We start from the raw sequence: 21,773 nt of genomic DNA on the forward strand, positions 1-21,773 counted from the left end.
GCCTCGACAGTACGGGACGCCTCTGTCAGCGCACCGTCAGGGGCTCCGCCCGGGTCACGTGCGGGACGGGGGCTTCTCCATCGCCGCGCGGAACCTGGCGTACCCGTCCAGTTCGGGACCGTCGCCACGGACCTTGCGGGTCCGGTGGGCCCAGCTGCCCCACAGTCCGGCACCGACCGCAGTTATCAGCGGAATCAGCAACCAGGCGAGCACCGCCATGCCGACCTCCCAACCCCAATCGAGCGACCGCAACTGACTGATCAGCAGATTAACCATCCGTACGGACAACGCTCGTGCCAGGGGGGCGGTTACGCAACCGGAGGCCGTCGCAGGGCAGGGGGCCCGGTTCTCAGCAGGCGCCCACCCATTCCTCCGTCCCGTCGGAGAACGTCTGGTGCTTCCAGATGGGCACTTCGTGCTTGAGGTCGTCGATCAGCCTGCGGCACGCCTCGAAGGCCTCTCCCCGGTGCGGACACGACACGGCGACGACGACGGCGAGGTCGCCGACCGCCAGGTCCCCCACCCGGTGCACGGCGGCGAGCGCCCGCACCGGATACTCGGCGGCCACCTTCTCCGCGATCCGCCGCATCTCCGCCTCGGCACTGGGGTGGCAGGAGTACCCGAGCGCGTCGACGTCGGCCCCCCCGTCGTGGTTGCGCACGGTCCCCACGAACAGCGCCGTCCCACCCGCCGCGTCGTCCCCGACGGCCGTGAACACCTCGTCCACGGAGAGCGCCGTCTCACGGATCGCGATCAGCTTGACGGGGTCCTGCGCCGGCTGCTCGCCGGGATGATCATTGCTCGGTGCCATGCCCTCATCGTGCCGCACGCCGGGGACGAGGGGGAACAGGGCCGGGAAGGGCGAGACGCCGGGGCCGAGGCGCCGGACCGGGAAGACGGACACGCCGGGGCCGAAGCGCCGGACCGGGAAGACGGAGGCGCCGGGGCCGAAGCGCCGGGCCGGGAAGGCCGAGACACCGGCGCGAGGGAAGGCAGCGGCGCCGGGAGCCGTCGGCGGGTTCCCGGGACGCACCCGCGCCCGGGTTCCCGGGGCGCACCCGCGCCCCTCCCTCACCTCCGCCGGGCCTTGCGGGCCCGGCGCACCACGGCCGCGGCACCCAGCAGTGCCACGGTCGCCCCCGCGGCACCGGCGGCGGTGGCGTCCTTGCGCCCCAGCCGCCGCCCGGCCACGGTGTGCCGGCCGGACACCTCCTCCAGCAGCTCCGCGAGCACCTCCTCGTTGGTCCACCGCGGCCGCCACCCGGCGTCGTGCAGCCGGCTGCCGCTGACCACCCACGGGTACATCGTGTACGCCAGGTCCCCCGCCGGGGACGGCGTGAGCCCGATCCGGTGCAGGCGGGCGGCGGCGCCCAGCGCGACCGCCGACGGCAGTTCCATCCGCCGGATCCCGCTGAGCTCCTCGACCTCCTCCTGCTCCAGCCACCCGTCGCACCCGACGGCCAGTTCCCCGTCGACCTTCTCCAGGACGGCGTACTCCAGCGCGCCGCACAGGTCCTCGACGTGGCAGAACTGCCAGGCCGGCCGCGAGCCGGCGACGACGAGCAGCCGGGGCGACTCGAAGTACCGGGTCAGGGCGGTGTCCGTGCCGCCCACCAGCACCGCCGGCCGGACCACGGTGACGTTGAGCCCCGGATGCGCCCTCGGTGCGCGTCGCGCCAGCCGTTCGATCTCCAGCAGGTCGCCGACCCCGGTCGCCTCGGCCGTCGCCTTCAGCTCCGCGTCCTCCGACAGCGGCAGCTCGTTCTCGGGCAGCGCCCCGTAGACCATCGCAGAGGTGCACAGCACCACCCGGTGCACCCCGGCGGCCGCGGCGGCGGTCAGCACCGTCTGCGTTCCGCGCACGTTGTAGGCCGTCCGGGCGGCGCTGTCACTCCCCAGGTCGAGGTCGAGCGCGAGGTGGACCACCACGTCCGCGCCCCGCAGTTTGTCGGCGATCGCCGGGTCGCGGACGTCGAGGATGTGCCACTGCGCCGCGTCGCACTCCCCCCGTCGCTCGTCGATGGCGACGACCTGCTTGATCTCGTCCGAGGCGGCGAGGCGCTCGGCGAGCAGCGCGCCCACCCCGGTCGCGGCGCCGGTGACGGCCACGACGGGCCCTCGCCCGCCGACCGGGGTCGAGTGGTTTCGCGCTGCGCGAACCTGCGGATCTGGGGAACTCACCAGGTGTCTCCAGCGGTTGTTTTCCATACGAGCGCGATGACGCGTGCGTACCAGGTGGCATCCATCCTGCCGCAGGCCGAGAGTCGGCGAAGCACCGAGGCCCGATCGAGCCGGGGTGTCTACGCTGGGTGGTGTTGCAGGGCAGCCGCGCCGCCGGACGAGAGCCGGTGGCCTTACCAGCCGAGGAACCCCGTGAGTGACACCCCATTCGGATTCGGCCTTCCGCCGGAGGAGCCGGAGGACGGCGACGAGGGCAAGAAGAAGGACCCGCAGAGCGGCGGTGGTCAGGGACCGGCCAACCCGTTCGGTTTCGGGCTGCCCGGAGGCTTCGGCGGCCCGGGCGGTCCAGGAGCCGACAACCCGCTCGCTGCCGTGTTCGGCTCGCTGAACCCCACCGACCTGGGCGCCGCGTTCCAGCAACTGGGCCAGATGCTCTCCTACGAGGGCGGCCCGGTGAACTGGGACATGGCCAAGCAGATCGCCCGCCAGACGGTGTCGCAGGGCACCTCCGACGGCGTCAAGGACTCCAGCATCGGCCCGGCCGAGCGCACCGCCGTGCAGGAGGCCGTCCGCCTGGCCGACCTGTGGCTGGACGACGTGACGTCCCTGCCGTCCGGCGCCGGCTCGGCCGTCGCCTGGTCGCGCGCGGAGTGGGTCGAGGCGACGCTGCCCGCGTGGAAGGAGCTGGTCGACCCGGTCGCCGAGCGCGTCGGCACGGCGATGGGCGACGTGCTGCCGGAGGAGATGCAGGCCATGGCCGGCCCGCTGATCGGCATGATGCGCTCGATGGGCGGCGCCATGTTCGGCTCGCAGATCGGGCAGGCCGTCGGCGTGCTCGCGGGCGAGGTCGTCGGTTCGACCGACATCGGCCTGCCGCTGGGCCCGGCCGGGAAGGCCGCGCTGCTCCCGGTGAACATCGACGGGTTCGGCAAGGACCTGGGCGTGCCCAAGGACGAGGTGCGGCTGTACCTCGCCCTGCGCGAGGCCGCCCACCAGCGTCTCTTCGCGCACGTGCCGTGGCTGCGCTCGCACCTGTTCGGCGCGGTCGACGGCTACGCGCGCGGGATCAAGGTCGACACCGCGAAGCTGGAGGACGTGGTCGGCCAGTTCGACCCGCAGAACCCCGAGCAGTTGCAGGACGCGCTCCAGCAGGGCATGTTCCAGCCGGAGGACACCCCTGAGCAGAAGGCCGCGCTGGCCCGTCTGGAGACGGCGCTGGCGCTGGTCGAGGGCTGGGTGGACGCGGTGGTGCACGCGGCCGCGAAGCCCCGTCTGTCGTCCGCGGACGCGCTGCGCGAGACCCTGCGCCGCCGCCGCGCCTCGGGCGGCCCGGCGGAGCAGACGTTCGCCACCCTGATCGGTCTGGAGCTGCGCCCGCGCCGTCTGCGCGACGCCTCGCGCCTGTGGGCCTCGCTGACGGACGCGCGCGGCGTCGACGGCCGTGACGCCCTGTGGGCCCACCCGGACATGCTGCCGACGGCCGGCGACCTGGACGACCCCGACGGGTTCGTGCACCGCGAGCAGATGGACTTCTCCGAGTGGGACAAGATGCTCGGCGAGGCGGCGAGCGGCGGGACCGGCGAGAAGCCGGACCTGAAGAAGAAGGACGAGCAGGACGAGGGCGACGGCACCGAGTGAGCCTCCACGACGACGCGGTCCTCGTACTGAAGGGCTACGAGGACCAGCAGGAGCTGCGCCAGGCCTACCTGGAGCACCTCGACAGCCACCCGGACGGCATGTGGAAGGCCTGCGGGGACGGACACATCACGGCGAGCGCCCTGGTGATCGACCCGGAGCGGGGACGGGTCCTGCTGACCCTCCACAAGAAGATGCGCATGTGGCTGCAGATGGGCGGCCACTGCGAGCCGGCCGACGACACGCTCGCGGCCGCCGCCCTGCGGGAGGCGACCGAGGAGTCCGGCATCCCGGGGCTGACGCTGCTGCCGGGCGGCCCGGTGCGGCTGGACCGGCACCACACGCCCTGCGCCTGGCACCTGGACGTCCAGTACGCCGCGCTCGCTCCGGCCGGGGCCGTGGAGGCCATCAGTGACGAGTCCCTCGACCTGCGCTGGTTCGCGTACGCGGAGGTCGCCGACGTGGCGGACGACTCCGTCGTACGACTGCTGCGAGCCACCCGCGCGCGTCTTCGGTCCGACGCGTGAGTAAGGGGCGACCTCTTGGACGGTCGCCCCTTACGCGTCTGCTCCGCGGGCGGTCAGCTCCAGACGTTGCCCTGGTTCTGCCCGCGCGCCCCCTGCTGCCCCATGCCGTACTGGGCGGCGAGGCCCGAGCCGACCTGGGCGTTCTGCGGCGGGAGCAGTTCACTGGGCTGGACGAGGGCGAAGCCGGTGCCCATGAAGCTGAGCTCCCACCCCTCACCGGTGTTGCCGCGGCGCCGCCACACCCCGGAGGAGTGCGTCTGGGCCTGCATCTGCACCCGCAGCCCGGTGGACCAGGCGACGATCGCATCGGCGTCGCAGTTGACGTACTTGTCCGGTGTGACCTGCATCATCAGCGGGGCGCCCGAGGTCATCAGGGCGACCCGGCCCCGGCCGGTGATGTTGAGCTGGTACTTCCCCGAACCGGAGATGCCGTAGAGGCTGTCGACGGCGATGACCTCGTGGTACAGCGAGGAGTCCATCGCCAGCACGTAGCTGCTGTCGACGGTCAGGCCGTCCTGGTCCACGTCCACCAGGTGGACGTGCTGGGCCAGGTTGGCGAGGAAGACGGTCCCCTGGCCGTGGCACCGCATCAGGTCCAGGCCCTCACCGGTGCGCGCACGCGCGCGTGACTGGCTGTTGCTCTGGAACTCGGCGTCGAACTCGACGAGGCCCTGGTAGGCGACCATGGTGCCCTTGCGGGCGAGGATGTCGTCGTGGCCCTCCAGGACGACGCGGAGCATCTGCTTGTTCTGCAGGCTCCAGCGCTCCTGGGTCTGCTGGTCGTTGTAGGCGAAAAGCGGGCTCTGCATGGTGACTCTGGCTCCCCCTCAGCCCCGGACCCGAAGGCGGTCGGTGCTGTCCTCGCTGGGCTGGACGACGACGATGCCCTCGCCGGAGAAGGCCATCTGAAAGGCCTCGCCGCTGCCCCGGCCGAGGAGCGACTGCGCCTTGAAACTGCGCTTGCCCTTCACCTTGAGGTTCGGGGACCAGGCGACGAGCGCGTCGGGATCGACGTACGTCTCGTTCTCGCCACCGCCGCAGTCGACGACGATCGGCTTGCCCCGGGAGGTCAGCGCGACCCAGCCCTGCCCGGAGATCTTGGTGTTCCACAGGCCCTGTCCGGCGAACTTGGCCAGTCCCTTGACCCGTTCCACGCCCCAGGTGAGGTGCGCGTCGAAGGCGAGCAGGTTGGTGGCGTTGACGGAGATGCCGTCGCCGTTGAGGTTGATCACGACGACGTCGGCGCCGTAGTCGGCGAGGTAGAGCAGGCCGTCGCCGGAGCACTTCATCAGCGGCGCGCCCTCTCCGGTCATCCAGTCGCGCGCGATCTGGCGCACGGCCGGCGGGTTGGGCTCGTACTGGATGAAGCCCTCGTAGGCGACCATCGAGCCCACGCGCGCGAAGAGGTCGTTGCCGGTCTGGAGGGCGACCTTCAGCATGTGGTTGCCGTGGTTCTCCATCCGGGCGGTGACGGGTGCCGGGGCGTAGCCCGCGAGCGGCTGATTCATGACGGGCTCCCTCAGACCTCGTACGGCTGGACGACGATGAAGTTGCCGGGCGCGCCCCGGAACTGGAGGTTGACGCTCTCCCCGGTGTCGCCCGGGTAGGCGTTGCGGCGCATCCGCACCTGGCTGGAGACGACGACCTGGGAGGCCGCCGACCAGGCGACGACGGCGTTGCAGTCGGCGAAGGTGGTGGGGGTGACCGGCAGGACGACGGGCGCGCCGTGCGTCTTCACGACGATCGTGCCGGTACCGGTGAACTGCATGGTGAAGAGCGCTCCGCCGGGGATGCCGTGCCCCTCGATGCGGCGGACCTCGTACTGGAGGCTCTCGTCGAAGGCGAGGACGTTCTCGGCGGAGACGCAGATGCCGTCGCCCTGGAGTTCGATGGGGTGCAGCATGGTGGAGTTCTCGGCGAGGAACACCTGGCCCTGGCCGGTACAGCGCATCAGCTGCATCTCCTGGCCGGTCGCGTTGCCCACGATCCGGCCGGCGAACCCGGCGCCCTTGTAGCTGAAGTCGACCTTGCCCTGGTACAGCACCATGCTGCCCTGGCGGGCGAGTACGGGCTGGCCACCGATGCCGAGGTCGACGCGGACCAGCTTCCGGTTCTGCTGCGTCCAGCGCTGCCCGGTGGGCGTCTCCTTGAACTGCTCGAGCGCGGCGGTCACCCCGGCGCCGCCCTGGGGCGCGCCCTGCGGCGGCACACCGTAGGGCTGCTGGCCCGGCGGCTGTCCGAACGGGGGCTGCTGTCCGTAGCCCGGCGGCGGGGCCTGCTGGCCGTAGCCCTGCGGGGCCTGGGGGGCCTGGGGCTGGGCGTAGCCGGGCGGTGGCGGGGCGGTCGGTGCGGCGGCCTGGCCGTAGGGCTGTTGCTGGGGCGGCTGGCCGTAGGGCGTGGGGGCCGGGCCCGGCGGCGGGACCTGGCCACCGCCGGGCGGGGCCATGGGCGCGACGATGGTCGGTGCGGTGTGCACGGGCTGGGCCGGCGGCGGGGGCGCGGCCGCAGGCGTCGCGGCCGGCGGGGCGAAGCCCTGCGCCGCGGGCTGCGGCTGCTGCGGCACGGGAGCCGGGGCGGGCGCGGGCGTCGGGGCGGAGGGGGCGCCGAAGGCGGGCGGGGCGGCGGCCTGGGCCGGCGGGGCGAAGCCCGGGGCGGCACCGGCCTGCGGCTGCTGCGGAGCGGCGGGCGCCTCCTCCTCCAGCACCTCTCCGCCGAAGTTCCTCAGCAGCGCCTCCAGACCGCCGTCGAAGCCCTGCCCGACGGCCGCGAAGCGCCACACGTCCTTCAGGTAGAAGTCGCCCAGCATCACGGCCCGTTCGGTGGAGAACTCCGCACCGTCGAACGCGTAGCGGGCCACCTCCTCGCCGCCCGCGACGATCCGGATGTATCCGGGGTCGATCTGCGACATCTGCCCGGCGCCGTCGATGGTCGCCGTGAAGGACAGCTTCTGGATCTGCGGCGGGATCCGGTCCAGGGTGACGCGGAAGGACTCCGCGTCACCGGCCTGGGCGCCCAGGAGCTGGATGGACTCCTCGGGGGACTTCGGCTGGTTGAAGAAGACGAAGTACCGGTCGTCCGAGAGCCGTTCGTCGGCGTCGAGGCCGAAGCAGCTGATGTCGAAGGACAGGCCGGGGGCGGAGATCTGCACGCCTACGTACAGATCGGTGCCCGCCGTGAGGTCACTGATCCTGGCCTTGTGGCCGCGTTGGAATTCCCTGGGCATGCGTAACGACCGTCCCCCATCCCGATTGCGAGTGCGTCGCGCCAGGCTAACGGCAAACTCGGACATCGGACGATGCCGGTACAGACCCGGTACACAACCCGCGCGCGCGGGTGCCGGACGGTCCTCGCGGCCGTCCTCAGTCGTCGCGGGTGCCGGGCGGATGCGGCAGACGCGCGGCGGCGGCCACGCCCTCGAGGTAGCCGCGGGCCCGCTCGGTGCGCGGGTAGGCCTCCAGCAGCCGCCAGAAGTCGGGGCCGTGGCCGGGCACGAGCAGATGCGCGAGCTCGTGGAGGAGCACGTAGTCGATGACGTACTCGGGCATGCCCTTCAGCCGGTGCGACAGGCGGATGCTTCCCTCCGCGGGGGTGCACGAGCCCCAGCGCGTGTTCTGGTTGGTGACCCAGCGGACCGACGCGGGGCGGGCCCGGCCGCCGAAGTACTGGGCCGACAGCCGTCCGGCGCGCTCGGCCAGCTCCGCGTCGCCGGGGACGCGCCGGCTCTCCTGGGCGGCGAGTTTGTCGAGCATGACGCTCACCCAGCGCTGTTCCTCGGCCTCGGACATCCGGGCAGGGATGAGCACGATGGTGCGATCGCCCTCGCGGTACGCGGAGACCGTGCGGCGTCGGCGGGCGCTCCGGCGGACCTCGATCGCGCTCGCCCCGTGGCCGCTCGGCGGCTGGCTCGTCGTGCTGCGCTGTGGCGTTCCGGCGCGGTGCGGTGGGTCGGCGGGCACGCCAAGACGTTACCCGCTGCACACGGCGGAAGTCCCGCCCCTGGGACGGTTCGGTTCCGTCGCTCCGTCCCGGACCCGCAGCCGCCCGTCCCGGTGTCCACCACAAACGGCTGATTTGTACGACGAATCCGTCTGCCTGTGGACAACTTTCGGCGCCTGCCGGCGAGGCCCGGCATGCTGGCAGTCGCCGGCGGAGCGAGGTCGCCCCACGCCCCCGCTTGGCCGGCGCACCGGGAAGTTCCAGGCGGACGGGGGTCTTCGATGCATCCGATGGTGAAGCCCGCGCTGCGGCGCGGCTGGCGTGACCTGAACACCGTGCAGTTCGGCATGGCACCGGCGCACGCGATGACGCTCGGCCCGCTGGATGCGGCGACGGCCGGTTTCCTGGACCAGTTGGACGGCACCCGAGGGCTCGCGCTCCTGCGCGAGGAGGGACGTCGCAGGAACCTGCCCGACGGCCGGGTCGACCGGCTGGTGGAGCGGCTGGCGGAGGCGGGTCTGCTGGACGACGCGCGCGGCGGCGGGCCGGACGCCGACGCGCTGAGGGAGAGCCGGGACGTCCTGGACCGGCTGCGCCCCGACCTCGCCTCGCTGTCGCTGACGTCGTCGGACCCGGGGGAGGCGTTCGGGCGGCTCGCCGCCCGGCGCCGGCTGCGGGTGCAGGTCCGGGGCGCGGGGCGGGTGGGTGCGGTGCTGGCCTCCCTGCTGGCGGGATCCGGTGTCGGTGAGGTGGACGTACGTGACGAGGGCCGGGTGGAGCCGGGGGACGTCGCCCCGGGCGGCCTGCCGGCCGAGGCGGTCGGTGAACGCCGGGGCGAGGCCGCCCGCCGGGCGGTGCGCCGGGCCGCTCCGGGCCGCCCGCCCCGGGCCGGCGGGCGGTCACCGGCCGGGACGCAGACCCCGGGCTTCTCCCTGGTGATCCTGGCCCCCCGGGACGACGTGTCCGTGCACGCGCCCCCGCCGGCGGCCACCGAGCCCCTGGTCGCCTCGGGGACACCCCATCTCCACGCGGGCGTGGTGGAGGCGACCGGCGTGGTAGGCCCGCTCGTCCTGCCCGGTGAGACGGGATGCGCCGGCTGTCTGCACCGGGCGCGCACCGACCGCGACCCGACCTGGCCGCGGCTGGTCGCGCAGTGGCACTCCGGGAGGCGCCGCCCGGCCCGGGCCTGCGACCTGACGCTGGCCACGACGGTCGCCGGACTGGCGGCCGCCCACGCGCTGACCTTCCTCGACGGCCGGCTCCCGTCGAGCGCCGGGGCTCGCTGGGAGGTCTCGCCACCCACTCTCCAGTGGCACGCGCGGCCGGTGCCGGGCCACTCCGCGTGCCCCTGCGGGGCCGCCGGGAAGGGCAGCGTGGAACACCCCTCCGAGAAGAGGGGATCGCGCGCGACAATGGCGGGGCAACGGCATTCGAAGGACTCGGGCCGTACGACGGACGCGGCGTGGCCGGCTGGGACTTGGAGGGCGCATGTCTGATCTTCCCCGGAAGGCGGTCACCCGGACCGCCAAGCTCGCCGCGCTCCCGCTCGGCTTCGCCGGCCGGGCCACCTGGGGGCTGGGCAAACGGATCGTGGGCGAGTCCGCGGAGATCGTCGGCCGCGAGTTGCAACAGCGCACGGCGGAACAGCTGTTCAAGGTGCTGGGCGAGTTGAAGGGCGGTGCGATGAAGTTCGGGCAGGCCCTGTCCGTCTTCGAGTCCGCCCTGCCCGAGGAGATCGCCGGCCCCTACCGGGCGGCCCTGACCAAACTCCAGGAAGCGGCCCCGCCGATGCCGACCCGCACGGTGCGCTCGGTGCTCGCCGAACGCCTCGGCGAGGACTGGCCCGAGCTGTTCCTCGAATTCGACGACAAACCGGCCGCGGCCGCCTCGATCGGCCAGGTGCACCGGGGGGTGTGGCACGACGGACGCGAGGTCGCGGTCAAGGTCCAGTACCCCGGGGCGGGCGAGGCGCTCCTCTCCGACCTCACCCAACTCAGCAGGTTCGCACGGCTGTTGGGCCCACTGGTCCCCGGCATGGATGTCAAGCCGCTGATCACCGAGCTGCGGGACCGCGTCTCCGAGGAACTGGACTACGGCCTGGAGGCGCGGGCCCAGCAGGAGCACGCGGAGGAGTTCGCCGACGACCCCGACGTCGTGGTGCCCGCGGTGGTCCACCAGTGCGACCAGGTCCTGGTCACCGAGTGGATCGACGGGGTACCCCTGTCCGAGGTGATCTCCGGCGGCACGCGGGAGCAGCGGGACCGGGCCGGTCAGCTGCTGGCGCGTTTCCTCTTCTCCGGCCCGGCGCGTACCGGTCTGCTGCACGCCGATCCTCACCCCGGCAACTTCCGGCTGCTGCCCGGCGGCCCGGGGGGCGAGGAGGACTGGCGTCTGGGCGTTCTGGACTTCGGTACGGTCGACCGGCTCTCGGGTGGCCTGCCGCAGCCGATCGGTGAGTCCCTGCGGATGACGCTCGACGGCGAGGCGGACGCGGTGTACGCCCTTCTGTGCGCGGAGGGCTTCGTCAAGGAGTCCATCGAGCTGGACCCGGACGCGGTCCTCGACTACCTGCTGCCGATCATCGAGCCGGCGCGGGTCGAAAAGTTCACGTTCACCCGTGACTGGATGCGCAGTCAGGCGGCCAGGATCGCTGATCCCCGCTCCCCCGCCCACCAGTTGGGCAGGCAGCTGAACCTGCCCCCGGCGTATCTCCTGATCCACCGGGTGACCCTGAGCACCATCGGGGTGCTGTGCCAGCTCGGTGCGACGGTGCGGCTGCGCGAGGAGCTGGAGGAGTGGCTTCCGGGGTTCGTCCCTGAGGAGGGCGTGGCGGCGGAGGAGTTGGCGGCGGAGGCGTGAACCGTCCGAGGGCGCGGGGCGTCCTCGGACGGCAACGCCACGGCCGGTGGGATCGCCGGGGGCAACGCACGGCGGGGGCCGGTCCGTTCGGACGGACCGGCCCCCGCGAGGAGAGCTTCACCTCCCTGCCGGGAGGTCACCGCTTCAGGTGGAAAGGGGGTTACTGCATCACGGCCATGGCGAGCGCCCGGCGGGCACGCAGCGAGGCGCGCTCGGCCCGGCGCTGCATCCGGCGGGCGGTCGCCAGGCGCAGGGCCCGGCGTTCCTGCTCGGCCTCGCGCAGCCGCTCGTGCATATGCGCACGCGCCAGGGCTTCTGGGATGAGTTGCATCTCTCGGGTCCTGTTCTGACGCGAGTCGATCGCGCCGGTGGTGGTGACGTCTTCGGTCGCGGAGCCTGCGGGCTCGTTGGGGGACGGCTTCATCGGGGCCTGCTTCTTGGGGTCGTGCGTGAGGGGGCGATCGATCGTTCCTGCGGTGTTCATGCCGTGACCGGGTTCTTGCGCGGGCGGCCGCGCGGCCGCTTCCGGGCGACGACGACGCCCTGGACGAACAGCTCGCCGCCCCAGACGCCCCAGGGCTCGCGGCGCTCCTTGGCGCCGGCGAGACAGGCCTCGATCAGCGGGCAGGTGCGGCACAGGGACTTGGCGTACTCGACGTCGGCCGGGGACTCGGCGAAGAAGACCTCCGGGTCGTAGGAGCGGCAGGGGACGGGTACGCCGAGGTTCTCGATGGCGTCGTCGAGCGCGGTGAGCGCGGTGAGCGGGGTCAAGGTGGAGTCCTCCGTGGGGCCGGGCGGGGGGATCGTCTCGGAAGGCGGTACGGACGGGGCGTGCGCTTCGAGTTGCACGGTTCGTCTTCCTCGTCTGGTCGGTCCGGCCCTGTTGGGCCGGGTGGCGGCTGAGTACCGGGTTCTTTTCTTGCCCCGAGGCCCCTTCGCTCCGTCGTCCCGTTGGAGGACAAACAGAAGGGCCGCGGATCCCGGATGGGGTTCCGCGGCCCTGAAGGCGCCGGCCTGAAAATCAGGCTGGATCACTCCAGGGTTGTGGCCCACGGAAGGCCCACATCAGGTGGTGCTGCGTCGTCTGCTTCCGGTATCCGGCACCGGTCGCCGTAAAGGCATAGGCCTTCGCCTGTGCCGCTACTGCCGCTTCCAGTGCCTTGGTCGGTCGCTCGCTGCGCTCGCGGACGGGAAGGCCCGCGGGGGCAACGGAGGAGGACGCCGACCGGTCGGCACGAATGCCGGACAGACCGGTGCCCAGGTCGGAGCCGCCGAGCATGCACAGGGAGACGATCGAGGGATCGGTCAGTTTGGCGGTGCTGATGGAACCGGCGTTGTTGATGATCACTGGAATCGCCTCCTCTCGGCGTCTCGGGGGACCGGGGTAGAGCCCAGTCCGGCGGATATGTAAGTACAGCACGGGATCAGGGCCTTCGAGAAGGCCTCCGGTCTCGTGGCTAAGAACCTATGGGGATTGCTGGGGCATGCGCAAACTATTTTTCCGACGAGTTCGGATCAATCGTCGCCGGCGTCCTCTTCCAGGTCCTGGCCTGCGCAGATGGCCAGGACATCGGCTCCGTAGCGGTTGAACTTGCGCATGCCGACGCCCGGGATCCGCGCGAGTTCGCCCGCCTCCTCGGGAACCGTCTCCGCGATCGCCATCAGTGTCTTGTCGGTGAAGACGCAGAAGGCCGGCTGACCGTTGCGCCGTGCCTGGAGGGCGCGCCAGGACCGCAGCCGTTCGTACAGTCCCTCGTCCATGTCGGACGGGCAGTCCTCGCAGCGCATCAGTTTCATCTCGCCGGCGTCGGTCAGGGTGCGTCCGCAGACCCGGCAGCGGGCCGGCACGCGGTGGGTCCGGCGCGGTACGGCGGGGGCGCTCGTCCTGGCGCTGCGGTGGCCGTGCTCGACGCCGCCGCCGGCGGCGGGGCCGGTCCGGCCTGCGGCGGCGGGGCCCGAGCCGGGGCGCAGCCCGTCGAGGAAGCGGCTGGGACGGCGGCTGGGACGGCCGCCGGGCGCACGGGAGAGGGCCCAGGAGATGTGGAGGCGTTCGCGGGCCCGGGTGACCCCGACGTAGAGGAGGCGGCGTTCCTCCTCGATCTGCTCATCGGTCCTGGCGTAGGTGATCGGCATCATGCCCTCCGCGACGCCGACCAGGAACACGACGTCCCACTCCAGGCCCTTGGCCGAGTGCAGCGAGGCGAGGGTGACGCCCTGGACGGTCGGGGCGTGCTGCGCGTTCGCCCGCTCGTCCAGCTCGGTGACCAGGTCGGCGAGGGTGACGCCGGGGCGGGCGGCGGCGAAGTCCTGGGCGAGGTCGGCCAGCGCCGCCAGCGACTCCCAGCGCTCCCTGACGGCGCCGGAGCCGGCCGGCGGCTGCGAGGTCCAGCCCTCGCCGGAGAGGACGGCCCGGACCTGGGAGGGCAGGTCGACGGTGTCCTCCAGGAGGGTGTCGTTGCGGCCGAAGCGGGCGGATGCGCGCAGCGCGGTGATCGCCCTGCGCACCTCGGGCCGGTCGAAGAAGCGCTCGGCCCCCCGCAACTGGTACGGGATGCCGGCGTCGGCCAGGGCCTGCTCGTAGCTCTCGGACTGGGCGTTGGTGCGGAACAGGACGGCGATCTCGGCGGCCGGGACGCCGGCGTCGAGCAGTTCCCGGATGCGGCGGGCCGCGCCCTCGGCCTCGGCGGGTTCGTCGGGGTACTCGGCGTATGCGGGCTCGGGACCGGGGGCGCGCTGGGAGACCAGTTCCAGGCGGTGGTCGGCGGCACGGCCGCGGGCCTGGGCGAGCAGGCCGTTGGCGAGGTGGACGACCTGGGGGGTGGAGCGGTAGTCGCGGACCAGCTTGACGACGGTGGCGCCGGGGTGGCGGGTGCGGAAGTCGAGGAGGTGGTCGGGGGTGGCTCCGGTGAAGGAGTAGATCGTCTGACTCGCGTCGCCGACCACGCACAGGCTGTCCCGCTCGCCGAGCCACAGTTCCAGCAGCCGCTGCTGGAGGGGGCTGACGTCCTGGTACTCGTCGACGACGAAGTGCTGGTACTGGGCGCGGACCTGCTCGGCGATGTCGCGGCGGTCCTGGAGGACGGCGACGGTCAGCAGCAGGACGTCCTCGAAGTCGATGACGGCACGCTCGCGCTTGAGGTCCTCGTAGGCGGCGTAGAGCTGGGTGATCTCGGCGGGGTCGCGGGGGGCCTCGCGGCCCGCCGCGGCCGCGGCCGCGGGGTAGTCCGCGGGGACGGTCTGGGTGACCTTGGACCACTCGATCTCCGCGGCGGCGTCCCGCAGCTCACCGCGGTCGAGCCGCAGGCGGCAGACGACCGCCGCGTCGGCGACGAGCTGGATCTTGCGGTCCACGATCCGGGGCAGCGAGCCACCGATCGCTTTCGGCCAGAAGTACTGCAGCTGCCGCAGCGCCGCCGAGTGGAAGGTGCGGGCCTGGACGCCCTGGGCGCCGAGCTGGCGCAGTCGGCCGCGCATCTCGCCGGCGGCGCGGTTGGTGAAGGTGACCGCGAGCACGCTGGAGGGGTGCAGGATGCCCGCGCGCACCCCGTAGGCGATGCGGTGGGTGATGGCCCGGGTCTTGCCGGTGCCGGCCCCGGCCAGTACGCACACCGGGCCGTGCAGGGCGGTGGCCACCTCGCGCTGCTCGGGGTCGAGCCCTTCGAGCACCGCGTCGGCCGAGTCCGGTACCTGCGGGAAGAGGGTGGAGTGCGTTGCTGCTGTCACACAGCCATGCTGCCAGGTCGCCCGTGACGGACGAGCCGGTTGTCCACAGGCGGGCACCTTTCGTCGTACTAATGCGGCAGGCGTCACGTGGGGCCGGTGCGGCAGGCGTCGTGGAGGGCCGGTGCGGCGGGTGTCACGTCGGGCGTGCGCCCCGGGCGGGAATGGCGGCCCGGCCGTGTGCGTTCCTTCCTCGGACGACCTTCCCGAGCTGCCAGAGGAGCGCGAGCGAGATGCAGGGCACTGTGACGATGTACAGCACCACGTGGTGCGGCTACTGCCGTCGGCTGAAGAGCCAGCTGGACCGTGAGGGCATCGCGTACACCGAGATCAACATCGAGCAGGACCCCGAGTCGGCCGCGTTCGTCGAGAAGGCGAACGGCGGAAATCAGACGGTCCCGACGGTGCTCTTCGCCGACGGCTCGACGCTGACGAACCCGTCGCTGGCGCAGGTGAAGCAGAAGGTCGGCGTGTGAGCGGCGACCGGTAGGCCGTCGGCGGCACAGCCGTGGAGGGGGCCGTCCCGGTGGGGCGGCCCCCTTCGTCGTGGTCAGACGAAGCTGCGGGTGGGCAGGGGCTTGCCGTACCACAGCTCGATCAGGCGGGCCGCGATCGAGATGCCGTAGGGCGGAAGGACCTCGCCTGATTCGAAGGCGGCGCTCAGTTCGTCCCGGGAGAACCAGCGGGCCTCGTGGATCTCGTCGCCGTCGACGTCGATGTCCACGGAGGTGGCGCGGGCCATGAAGCCCAGCATCAGGCTGGACGGGAAGGGCCAGGGCTGGCTGGCGACGTACTCGACCTGGCCGATGGTGATGCCGGCCTCCTCGAAGACCTCGCGGCGCACCGACTGCTCGATGGACTCACCGGGCTCGACGAAGCCGGCGAGCGTCGAGAAGCGGCCTTCCGGCCAGTGGACCTGGCGGCCCAGCAGGATCCGGTCGTCCTCGTCGGTGACGGCCATGATCACGGCCGGGTCGGTGCGCGGGTAGTGCTCGGCGCCGCAGGCGGGGCAGCGGCGGATGTGGCCGGCCGCCGCGATGACGGTGCGCTCGCCGCAGCGGGAGCAGAAGCGGTGGGTGCGCTGCCAGTTCTCCAGTCCGACGGCGTGCACCATCAGTCCGGCGTCGCGCGGCGACAGCAGCAGGCCCGCCTCGCGCAGGCCAGCCGGTCGGGCGGACTGGTCGATGCGGCCGGGCAGGCCGTCCTTCTGCAGGGCGAAGTAGCTGACGCCGTCCTCGTCGATGCCGAGGAAATAGCGGTGCGCCTCGGTCAGGGGGGCCTCGAAGGAGGGCGTCATGACGAGCTCGGTGCGGCCGTCGGCCGTCTCGTCGATGAGGACCTGGCCGCCGGAGACCACGAAGCAGCGGGTCGTGGGGTGGCTCCACGCCGCGGCGAGCCAGGCCTCGTCGAGCCGGTGGTGGGCGGCCCGGTCGACGCCGCTCGGGGCGGTGAGCGAGATGGGTCGGTCGGCGTTCTGGTCGGTCCAGGTGGTCACGGGTGCTTCCAACTCCCCCGGTGGAACGGTTGTTTTCGGCGGGCGGTTCAGCGGGACGGGCGGCGGAGGGCGACCGGGTCGGGTGCGGTGCCGTGGGGCGGGGCGGTCACTCCAGTGTGCCCCGCGCGGTGGGTCGCTCCGCAGGGAGCGGGGACGTCAGGGCGCATGGCGCCAGGTCTGCGCGAGGTCGCCCCAGAGGTGGGCGGCGGTCTCGGCGCCTTTGAGGAGAAGGTCCAGCTCGACCTTTTCGTTCGGGGCGTGCCAGCCGTCCGAGGGGACGGAGATGCCCAGGAAGAGCACGGGGGCGCCGAGCACCTCCTGGAGGTCGGCGGCCGGGCCCGAGCCTCCCTCGCGGGTGAAGCGGACGGGGCGTTCGAAGGCCCGGCCCATGGCGCGGGCCACGGACTGCAGGGCCGGGTGGTCCAGCGGTGTCAGGCAGGGGCGGGTGGCCGGCAGGAAGGTGATCTCGTGCCGGATCCCGGCGGGCACCTGCTCGTCGGCCCAGGCCCGGACGGCCTTCTCGATCCGGTCGGGGTCCTGCCCGGCGACCAGCCGGAAGGACAGCTTCACGAAGGCCGACGACGGGATGATCGTCTTGCTGCCGGGGCCCTGGTAGCCGCCGCCGATGCCGTTGACCTCGGCGGTGGGACGGGCCCAGACGCGCTCCAGGGTGGTGTACCCGGCCTCGCCGTGGGCGGCGTGCGACCTGGCGGTGCGCAGCCACTGCCGCTCGTCGAAGGGCAGCTCGGCGAAGAGCTCGCGCTCGCGGTCGGTGAGGTCGAGGACGCCGTCGTAGAAGCCGGGGACGGCCACGCGCGCGTGCTCGTCGTGGAGGGCGGCGACGAGGCGGGCGGCCGCGGTGGCCGGATTGGGCACGGCGCCGCCGAAGGAGCCGGAGTGGATGTCCTGGTCGGGGCCCGACAGCCGGATCTCGCACTCGGCGAGGCCGCGCATGCCGGTGCACACCGTGGGGGTGTCCTCGGACCACATGCCGGTGTCGGAGACGATCACGGCGTCGGCGGCCAGCCGCTCGGCGTGCTCCTCGACGAGGGCACGGAAGTGCGGGGAGCCGGACTCCTCCTCGCCCTCGATCAGCACCTTGAGGGTGACTGCGGGGGTGGTGCGGCCGGTGGCGGCGAGGTGGGCGCGGACGCCGAGGGTGTGGAAGAACACCTGGCCCTTGTCGTCGGCCGCCCCGCGCGCGTAGAGGCGGTTGTCGCGGACGACGGGCTCGAAGGGGTCGCCGTCCCAGCCGTCCTCGTGGGCGGCGGGCTGCACGTCGTGGTGGCCGTAGACCAGGACGGTGGGTGCCCCGGGGTCCTCGGACGGCCACTCGGCGTAGACGGCGGGCGCGCCGGGGGTCTGCCAGACCTCGGCGGTCGGGAAGCCGGTCTCCTTGAGCCTGCCGGCGAGCCAGTCGGCACTGCGGCGTACATCGGGCGCGTGGTCGGGCTGGGCCGACACCGACGGGATGCGCAGCCACTCGGCGAGGTCGTCGAGGAAGGCGGCACGGTGGCGCTCGATGTACGTGCGGACGGCGCTGACCACACTGTCAACGGGATGGCTCATGGTCACGAGCCTATCGGCCCGGGCCGGCATCCTCGCCGGGCCCTTCCGCAGGGTTTTGTTGCACGCCGGGAGCCCCGGGCGCGTCCGCGGACGCCTCGTCCCCCGTCAACAGGCGCTCCAGAGCGGCCCGATCGGGCAGGTGCTCGGGCCGTTCGGTCTCGCCGGTGCGCACGTGGAGGAACACCGCTGTGACGGATTCCACGGGCACTCCCGCCTGCTCGGCCCACGCGAGACGGTACAGCGCGAGCTGGAGCGGGTCGGCGGCATGAATTCGGCCGGTCTTCCAGTCGACGATCTCGTACGTCGCCGTCGCGCCGTCGCCGTCCTTGTAGACGGCGTCGATCCGTCCCCGTACGACACGTCCGGCAAGGGCGAGCTGGAAGGGCGCCTCGACGCGGTGGGGGGTGCGGCGGGCGTACTCGGTGCGTTCGAAGGCCTCCTTGAGGGCCTCCAGGTCACGTTCGTCGGCGATCTCCGCGTCCTGGCCGGGCAGCTCCTCCGGCTCCAGCAGGGGGAGCGTCAACTCCTCGAAGCGGGCCTCCACCCACGCGTGGAAGCGGGTGCCCCGGCGGGCGGCGGGTTGCGGGGGGCGCGGCATGGGGCGCGCGAGCTCCTGCGCGAACCCGTCGGGGTCGGCGGCGAGACGCAGCAGCTGCGACGCGGTCAGCGTCGTGGGCAGGGGTACCTCGGTGACGCTCTGCCGGGTGCGCAGGAGTTCCCCGGTGAGCGCGTCGAGGTCCCGGTCCCAGGAGGCGACGGCACGCGCCTCCTCAGGGGTGAGAGGGGTGCCCGGGGTGCGCCGGGGCTCGGGCGGGTGGGAGCGCCCGACGGGCGGTTCCGGTGCCGTGGCCTGGTGCGGGACGGTCGGACGGGCGGGGGCCCAGGCGTGCTCCTCCCCGGGGAAGGGCTCCTCCCGGGAGGCGGGGACCGCGGGCCGGCCGTCGTCGAAGGTGCCGGGCTCGTCGTGGGGCGGCTCGTCGTACGGCGGCCTGTCATGCGGCGGGGTGTCGTGCGGCGGCCTGTCGTCGAGCGGATCGTGGGGCGGCTCGTGGGGGGCGTCGTCGTACGGCGGTTCGTCGGCGGCCGGGTCCTCGGGGAACGGGTCGTCCGGGAACGGGTCGTCGTACGGGGTTTCCAGGGACGGCGGCCCGTCGTGGACGGGCTCGTCCTCGTCGGTGGGTGTGGGCCAGTCCGGGTCGTCGTAGGTACCGGGGTAGTGGTCGTGGGTGGCGGCGGGGTCGTGGTCGTGGGTGGCGGCGGGGTCGCCGTCCTCGGCGGCGGCGCGGGCGTCCAGGTGTGCGAGGACGGTCTCGGCGGCGGCGCGGCGGCGGGCCAGGGCCGCGTCGTCCAGGGGCAGCGGCCAGACCTGGTCGGCGGTGGCCCGGTGCAGGGCCGGGTTCTCCGCGCCCTCCTCCGGTTCGTCCGCCCAGACCTCGATCTCGCCGTGGCCGGCCGCGCAGTGGTCGTGGAGCGCCTGGAGGAAGGCGGAGGGGCCGCGGGGCTTCTTCTGGGTGGGGCCCCACCAGTGGCCGGAGCCGAGGAGCAGGGAGCGGGGGCGGGTGAAGGTGACGTAGCCGAGGCGGAGCTCCTCGGTGTGCTGGTGGTCCTTCATGGACTCGTGGAAGGCCTTCATGCCCCGTGAGTCCCAGGTCTCGATCTCGGGGAGCGTGTCGGCGTCGCCGCGCAGCCCGTGCGGCAGCACCCGGGCCTGGGCCGTCCACTTCTCGCGGCCCTGGGCGCTGGGGAAGGTCCCGGTGACCAGGCCCGGTACGGCGACGACGTCCCACTCCAGGCCCTTGGACTTGTGCGCGGTGAGCACCTTGACGGTGTTCTCGCCGCCGGGCAGGGCGTTGTCAAGGCCCTTCTCGTACTGGGCGGCGGTGCGCAGGAAGCCGAGGAAGGCCAGCAGGCTCGCCTCGCTCTCGCCGGCGGCGAAGGAGGCGGCGATGTCGAGGAAGTTCGACAGGGTCTCGCGGCGGCGGGCGGCCAGGGCGTGCGGGGACGCCGACAGCTCGACCTCGAGGCCGGTGACGGCCAGTACGCGGTGCAGGACGTCCATCAGCGGGTCGGCGAGGGAGCGGCGCAGGTCGCGCAGTTCGGCGGCGAGCCGGGCGAAGCGCACGCGGGCGTCCGGGGAGAAGGGCAGCCCGTCGTCGTCACCGGCGCCGTCGTCGCCGTACAGGGGGGACTCGAGGAAGGTGTCCAGGGCGTCCGCGAGCGATATCACCTCGGACGGGTCGGTCCCCTCGACGGCCTCGGCGAGCCGCCGGTCCGGGTCGTCGGCGGCGTCCCCGCGCGCGTGGGACACCAGCAGCCGCGCCCGCCGTCCCAGGAGGGCGAGGTCACGTGGCCCGATGCGCCAGCGCGGGCCGCTGAGCAGGCGGACCAGGGAGGCGTTGGCGCCGGGATCCTGGAGCACCTCGCAGACGGCGACGAGGTCGGCGACCTCGGGCAGGTGCAGCAGCCCGGAGAGGCCGACCACCTCGACGGGGACGTCCCGGGCCACCAGCGCGCCCTGGATCTCCGCGAAGTCGCCGGCCGTACGGCACAGGACGGCGATCTCGCCGGGCGCCTTGCCGGTGTCCACCAGGTGGGCGATGGAGTCGGCGATCCAGTCGATCTCCTCGGCGTGGGTGGTCAGCAGGGCGCAGCGGACCACGCCGTCGCGTTCGGCGCCGGGGGCGGGGCGGAGGGCCTCCACGCCCGCGTGCATGGCGCGCAGCGGCTCGGCCAGGCCGTTGGCGAGGTCGAGGAGGCGGCCTCCGCTGCGGCGGTTCTCGCTGAGCGCCTGTCGGGTGGCGCGGCGGCCGTCGGCGTGGGCGAAGTGTTCGGGGAAGTCGTCGAGGTTGGCGACGGAGGCGCCCCGCCAGCCGTAGATGGCCTGGCAGGGGTCGCCGACGGCGGTCACCGGGTGGCCGGTGCCGTCACCGAAGAGACCGGCGAGCAGGACACGCTGGGCCACGGAGGTGTCCTGGTACTCGTCCAGCAGGACCACGCGGAACTCGTCGCGCAGGACACGGCCGACCTCGGTGATCCGTGCGAGGCGCGCCGAGAGGGCGATCTGGTCGCCGAAGTCGAGCAGGTCGCGTGCGCGCTTGGCGGCCCGGTAGCGCAGCACCAGGTCGGCGAGTTCCCGGCGGGCGGCGGCGGCCTCGGGCACCTTGCGCAGGTCGGCGTTGGTGAGCTTGGCGCCTTCCAGGGTGCGCAGCAGTGCGGCGTCCCAGGCGCGCAGGTCGTCGGGGTCGACGAGGTGCTCGGCGAGTTCGGAGTCGAGGGCGAGGAGGTCGCTGACGAGGTCGGCGAAGGACCGGGTGAGCGCCGGGTAGGGGCCGGGCGCCTCGCGCAGCACACGCGCGGCGAGCTGGTAGCGGGTGGCGTCGGCGAGCAGGCGGGACGTCGGTTCCAGGCCGATGCGCAGGCCGTGGTCGGTCAGCAGGCGGCCCGCGAAGGCGTGGTACGTGGAGATCACCGGCTCACCGGGCGGGTTGTCCGGGTCGATGACGTCGGGGTCGGTGACGCCCGCCCTGACCAGGGCCTTGCGGACGCGCTCGGCGAGCTCTCCGGCGGCCTTGTTGGTGAAGGTCAGGCCGAGGACCTGCTCGGGCGCGACCTGGCCGGTGCCGACCAGCCAGACCACGCGCGCGGCCATCACGGTCGTCTTGCCCGACCCCGCTCCGGCCACGATCACCTGCGGGGCGGGCGGCGCGATGATGCAGGCCGTCTGCTCCGGGGTGAACGGAATCCCGAGGAGCTCCTTGAGCTGCTCGGGATCGGTGATACGGGCGGGCATGACGGAGAGGCTAGCGGCGGGCACTGACAGTCGGTGACAAATCACCCCGGCGGGGTGAAGG

General features: G+C 73.1%; 19 protein-coding genes. 5 read left to right on the top strand and 14 right to left on the bottom strand.

The features are described from left to right. Positions 1-54: 54 nt before the first annotated feature. The 3 genes from ACIP67_RS20960 to ACIP67_RS20970 all read right to left on the bottom strand — a co-directional run bounded on the left by ACIP67_RS20960 (position 55) and on the right by ACIP67_RS20970 (position 2,181). Complete coding sequence (locus tag ACIP67_RS20960) at positions 55-219, bottom strand: hypothetical protein (RefSeq protein ID WP_401693479.1); 165 nt, start codon at positions 217-219, stop codon at positions 55-57. Between the two features lie 130 nt (positions 220-349). Beyond that, positions 350-811 carry a molybdenum cofactor biosynthesis protein MoaE gene (locus ACIP67_RS20965; protein ID WP_385061875.1) on the bottom strand — a complete coding sequence of 154 codons (462 nt, stop codon included), beginning with the start codon at positions 809-811 and terminating at the stop codon, positions 350-352. A 260-nt stretch (positions 812-1,071) separates the two neighbouring features. Beyond that, positions 1,072-2,181, bottom strand: a complete 1,110-nt coding sequence (locus tag ACIP67_RS20970) for an SDR family oxidoreductase (protein WP_401693481.1) — start codon at positions 2,179-2,181, stop codon at positions 1,072-1,074. 192 nt (positions 2,182-2,373) lie between these two features. On the opposite strand from ACIP67_RS20970, the gene ACIP67_RS20975 reads away from it, so the two are divergent. Together ACIP67_RS20975 and ACIP67_RS20980 are read left to right on the top strand one after the other, a co-directional pair. Further along, a complete protein-coding gene (locus ACIP67_RS20975; RefSeq protein ID WP_401693482.1) occupies positions 2,374-3,819 on the top strand; it encodes a zinc-dependent metalloprotease in 1,446 nt (481 codons plus the stop codon). Beyond that, positions 3,816-4,343: an NUDIX hydrolase gene (locus ACIP67_RS20980; RefSeq protein WP_401693483.1), complete on the top strand. Its 528-nt coding sequence runs from the start codon at positions 3,816-3,818 to the stop codon at positions 4,341-4,343. The genes ACIP67_RS20975 and ACIP67_RS20980 overlap by 4 nt, the downstream gene beginning before the upstream one ends. Before the next feature lie 53 nt (positions 4,344-4,396). Here the strand turns inward: ACIP67_RS20980 and ACIP67_RS20985 are convergent, their stop codons facing one another. From ACIP67_RS20985 to ACIP67_RS21000, 4 genes are all read right to left on the bottom strand, one after another. Further along, complete coding sequence (locus tag ACIP67_RS20985) at positions 4,397-5,152, bottom strand: AIM24 family protein (protein ID WP_401693485.1); 756 nt, start codon at positions 5,150-5,152, stop codon at positions 4,397-4,399. A gap of 18 nt (positions 5,153-5,170) precedes the next feature. Continuing rightward, positions 5,171-5,851 (bottom strand): AIM24 family protein, encoded by a 681-nt coding sequence (locus tag ACIP67_RS20990; RefSeq protein WP_389514042.1) that lies wholly within the window; start codon positions 5,849-5,851, stop codon positions 5,171-5,173. Positions 5,852-5,862: 11 nt separating this feature from the next. Beyond that, positions 5,863-7,566 carry a TerD family protein gene (locus tag ACIP67_RS20995; protein WP_401693487.1) on the bottom strand — a complete coding sequence of 568 codons (1,704 nt, stop codon included), beginning with the start codon at positions 7,564-7,566 and terminating at the stop codon, positions 5,863-5,865. 136 nt (positions 7,567-7,702) lie between these two features. Further along, on the bottom strand, positions 7,703-8,299 hold the full coding sequence (locus tag ACIP67_RS21000) for a M48 family metallopeptidase (RefSeq protein ID WP_401693489.1): 597 nt from the start codon (positions 8,297-8,299) through the stop codon (positions 7,703-7,705). A gap of 261 nt (positions 8,300-8,560) precedes the next feature. On the opposite strand from ACIP67_RS21000, the gene ACIP67_RS21005 reads away from it, so the two are divergent. Then, a complete protein-coding gene (locus ACIP67_RS21005) occupies positions 8,561-9,775 on the top strand; it encodes a TOMM precursor leader peptide-binding protein (protein ID WP_401693491.1) in 1,215 nt (404 codons plus the stop codon). Further along, positions 9,768-11,138, top strand: a complete 1,371-nt coding sequence (locus tag ACIP67_RS21010) for an ABC1 kinase family protein (protein ID WP_401693492.1) — start codon at positions 9,768-9,770, stop codon at positions 11,136-11,138. Before ACIP67_RS21005 ends, ACIP67_RS21010 begins: the two co-directional genes overlap by 8 nt. Before the next feature lie 160 nt (positions 11,139-11,298). Here the strand turns inward: ACIP67_RS21010 and ACIP67_RS21015 are convergent, their stop codons facing one another. The 4 genes from ACIP67_RS21015 to ACIP67_RS21030 all read right to left on the bottom strand — a co-directional run bounded on the left by ACIP67_RS21015 (position 11,299) and on the right by ACIP67_RS21030 (position 14,861). Beyond that, complete coding sequence (locus ACIP67_RS21015; RefSeq protein ID WP_401693493.1) at positions 11,299-11,622, bottom strand: hypothetical protein; 324 nt, start codon at positions 11,620-11,622, stop codon at positions 11,299-11,301. Further along, positions 11,619-11,987, bottom strand: coding sequence for a WhiB family transcriptional regulator (locus ACIP67_RS21020; protein ID WP_388567928.1), 369 nt, complete (start codon positions 11,985-11,987; stop codon positions 11,619-11,621). Before ACIP67_RS21020 ends, ACIP67_RS21015 begins: the two co-directional genes overlap by 4 nt. Positions 11,988-12,159: 172 nt before the next feature. Further along, complete coding sequence (locus tag ACIP67_RS21025; RefSeq protein ID WP_401693496.1) at positions 12,160-12,486, bottom strand: hypothetical protein; 327 nt, start codon at positions 12,484-12,486, stop codon at positions 12,160-12,162. 167 nt (positions 12,487-12,653) lie between these two features. Beyond that, positions 12,654-14,861 (bottom strand): ATP-dependent DNA helicase UvrD2, encoded by a 2,208-nt coding sequence (locus ACIP67_RS21030; RefSeq protein ID WP_401693498.1) that lies wholly within the window; start codon positions 14,859-14,861, stop codon positions 12,654-12,656. A gap of 230 nt (positions 14,862-15,091) precedes the next feature. Here ACIP67_RS21030 and ACIP67_RS21035 point away from each other — a divergent pair, with 230 nt between their 5' ends. Then, the gene (locus ACIP67_RS21035) at positions 15,092-15,334 is read left to right on the top strand and encodes a mycoredoxin (RefSeq protein ID WP_037937849.1); all 243 of its coding nucleotides are present in this window, start codon (positions 15,092-15,094) and stop codon (positions 15,332-15,334) included. Positions 15,335-15,408: 74 nt separating this feature from the next. Here ACIP67_RS21035 and nudC read toward each other — a convergent pair whose 3' ends face one another. The 3 genes from nudC to ACIP67_RS21050 all read right to left on the bottom strand — a co-directional run bounded on the left by nudC (position 15,409) and on the right by ACIP67_RS21050 (position 21,712). Further along, complete coding sequence (nudC, locus tag ACIP67_RS21040) at positions 15,409-16,353, bottom strand: NAD(+) diphosphatase (RefSeq protein WP_389514026.1); 945 nt, start codon at positions 16,351-16,353, stop codon at positions 15,409-15,411. A gap of 156 nt (positions 16,354-16,509) precedes the next feature. Continuing rightward, the gene (locus ACIP67_RS21045) at positions 16,510-17,922 is read right to left on the bottom strand and encodes a dipeptidase (protein ID WP_401693499.1); all 1,413 of its coding nucleotides are present in this window, start codon (positions 17,920-17,922) and stop codon (positions 16,510-16,512) included. 10 nt (positions 17,923-17,932) lie between these two features. Beyond that, the gene (locus tag ACIP67_RS21050; protein WP_401693501.1) at positions 17,933-21,712 is read right to left on the bottom strand and encodes a UvrD-helicase domain-containing protein; all 3,780 of its coding nucleotides are present in this window, start codon (positions 21,710-21,712) and stop codon (positions 17,933-17,935) included. Positions 21,713-21,773 lie beyond the last annotated feature (61 nt).

The sequence above is a fragment of the Streptomyces sp. NPDC088812 genome (assembly GCF_044750285.1).
Taxonomy (GTDB): domain Bacteria; phylum Actinomycetota; class Actinomycetes; order Streptomycetales; family Streptomycetaceae; genus Streptomyces.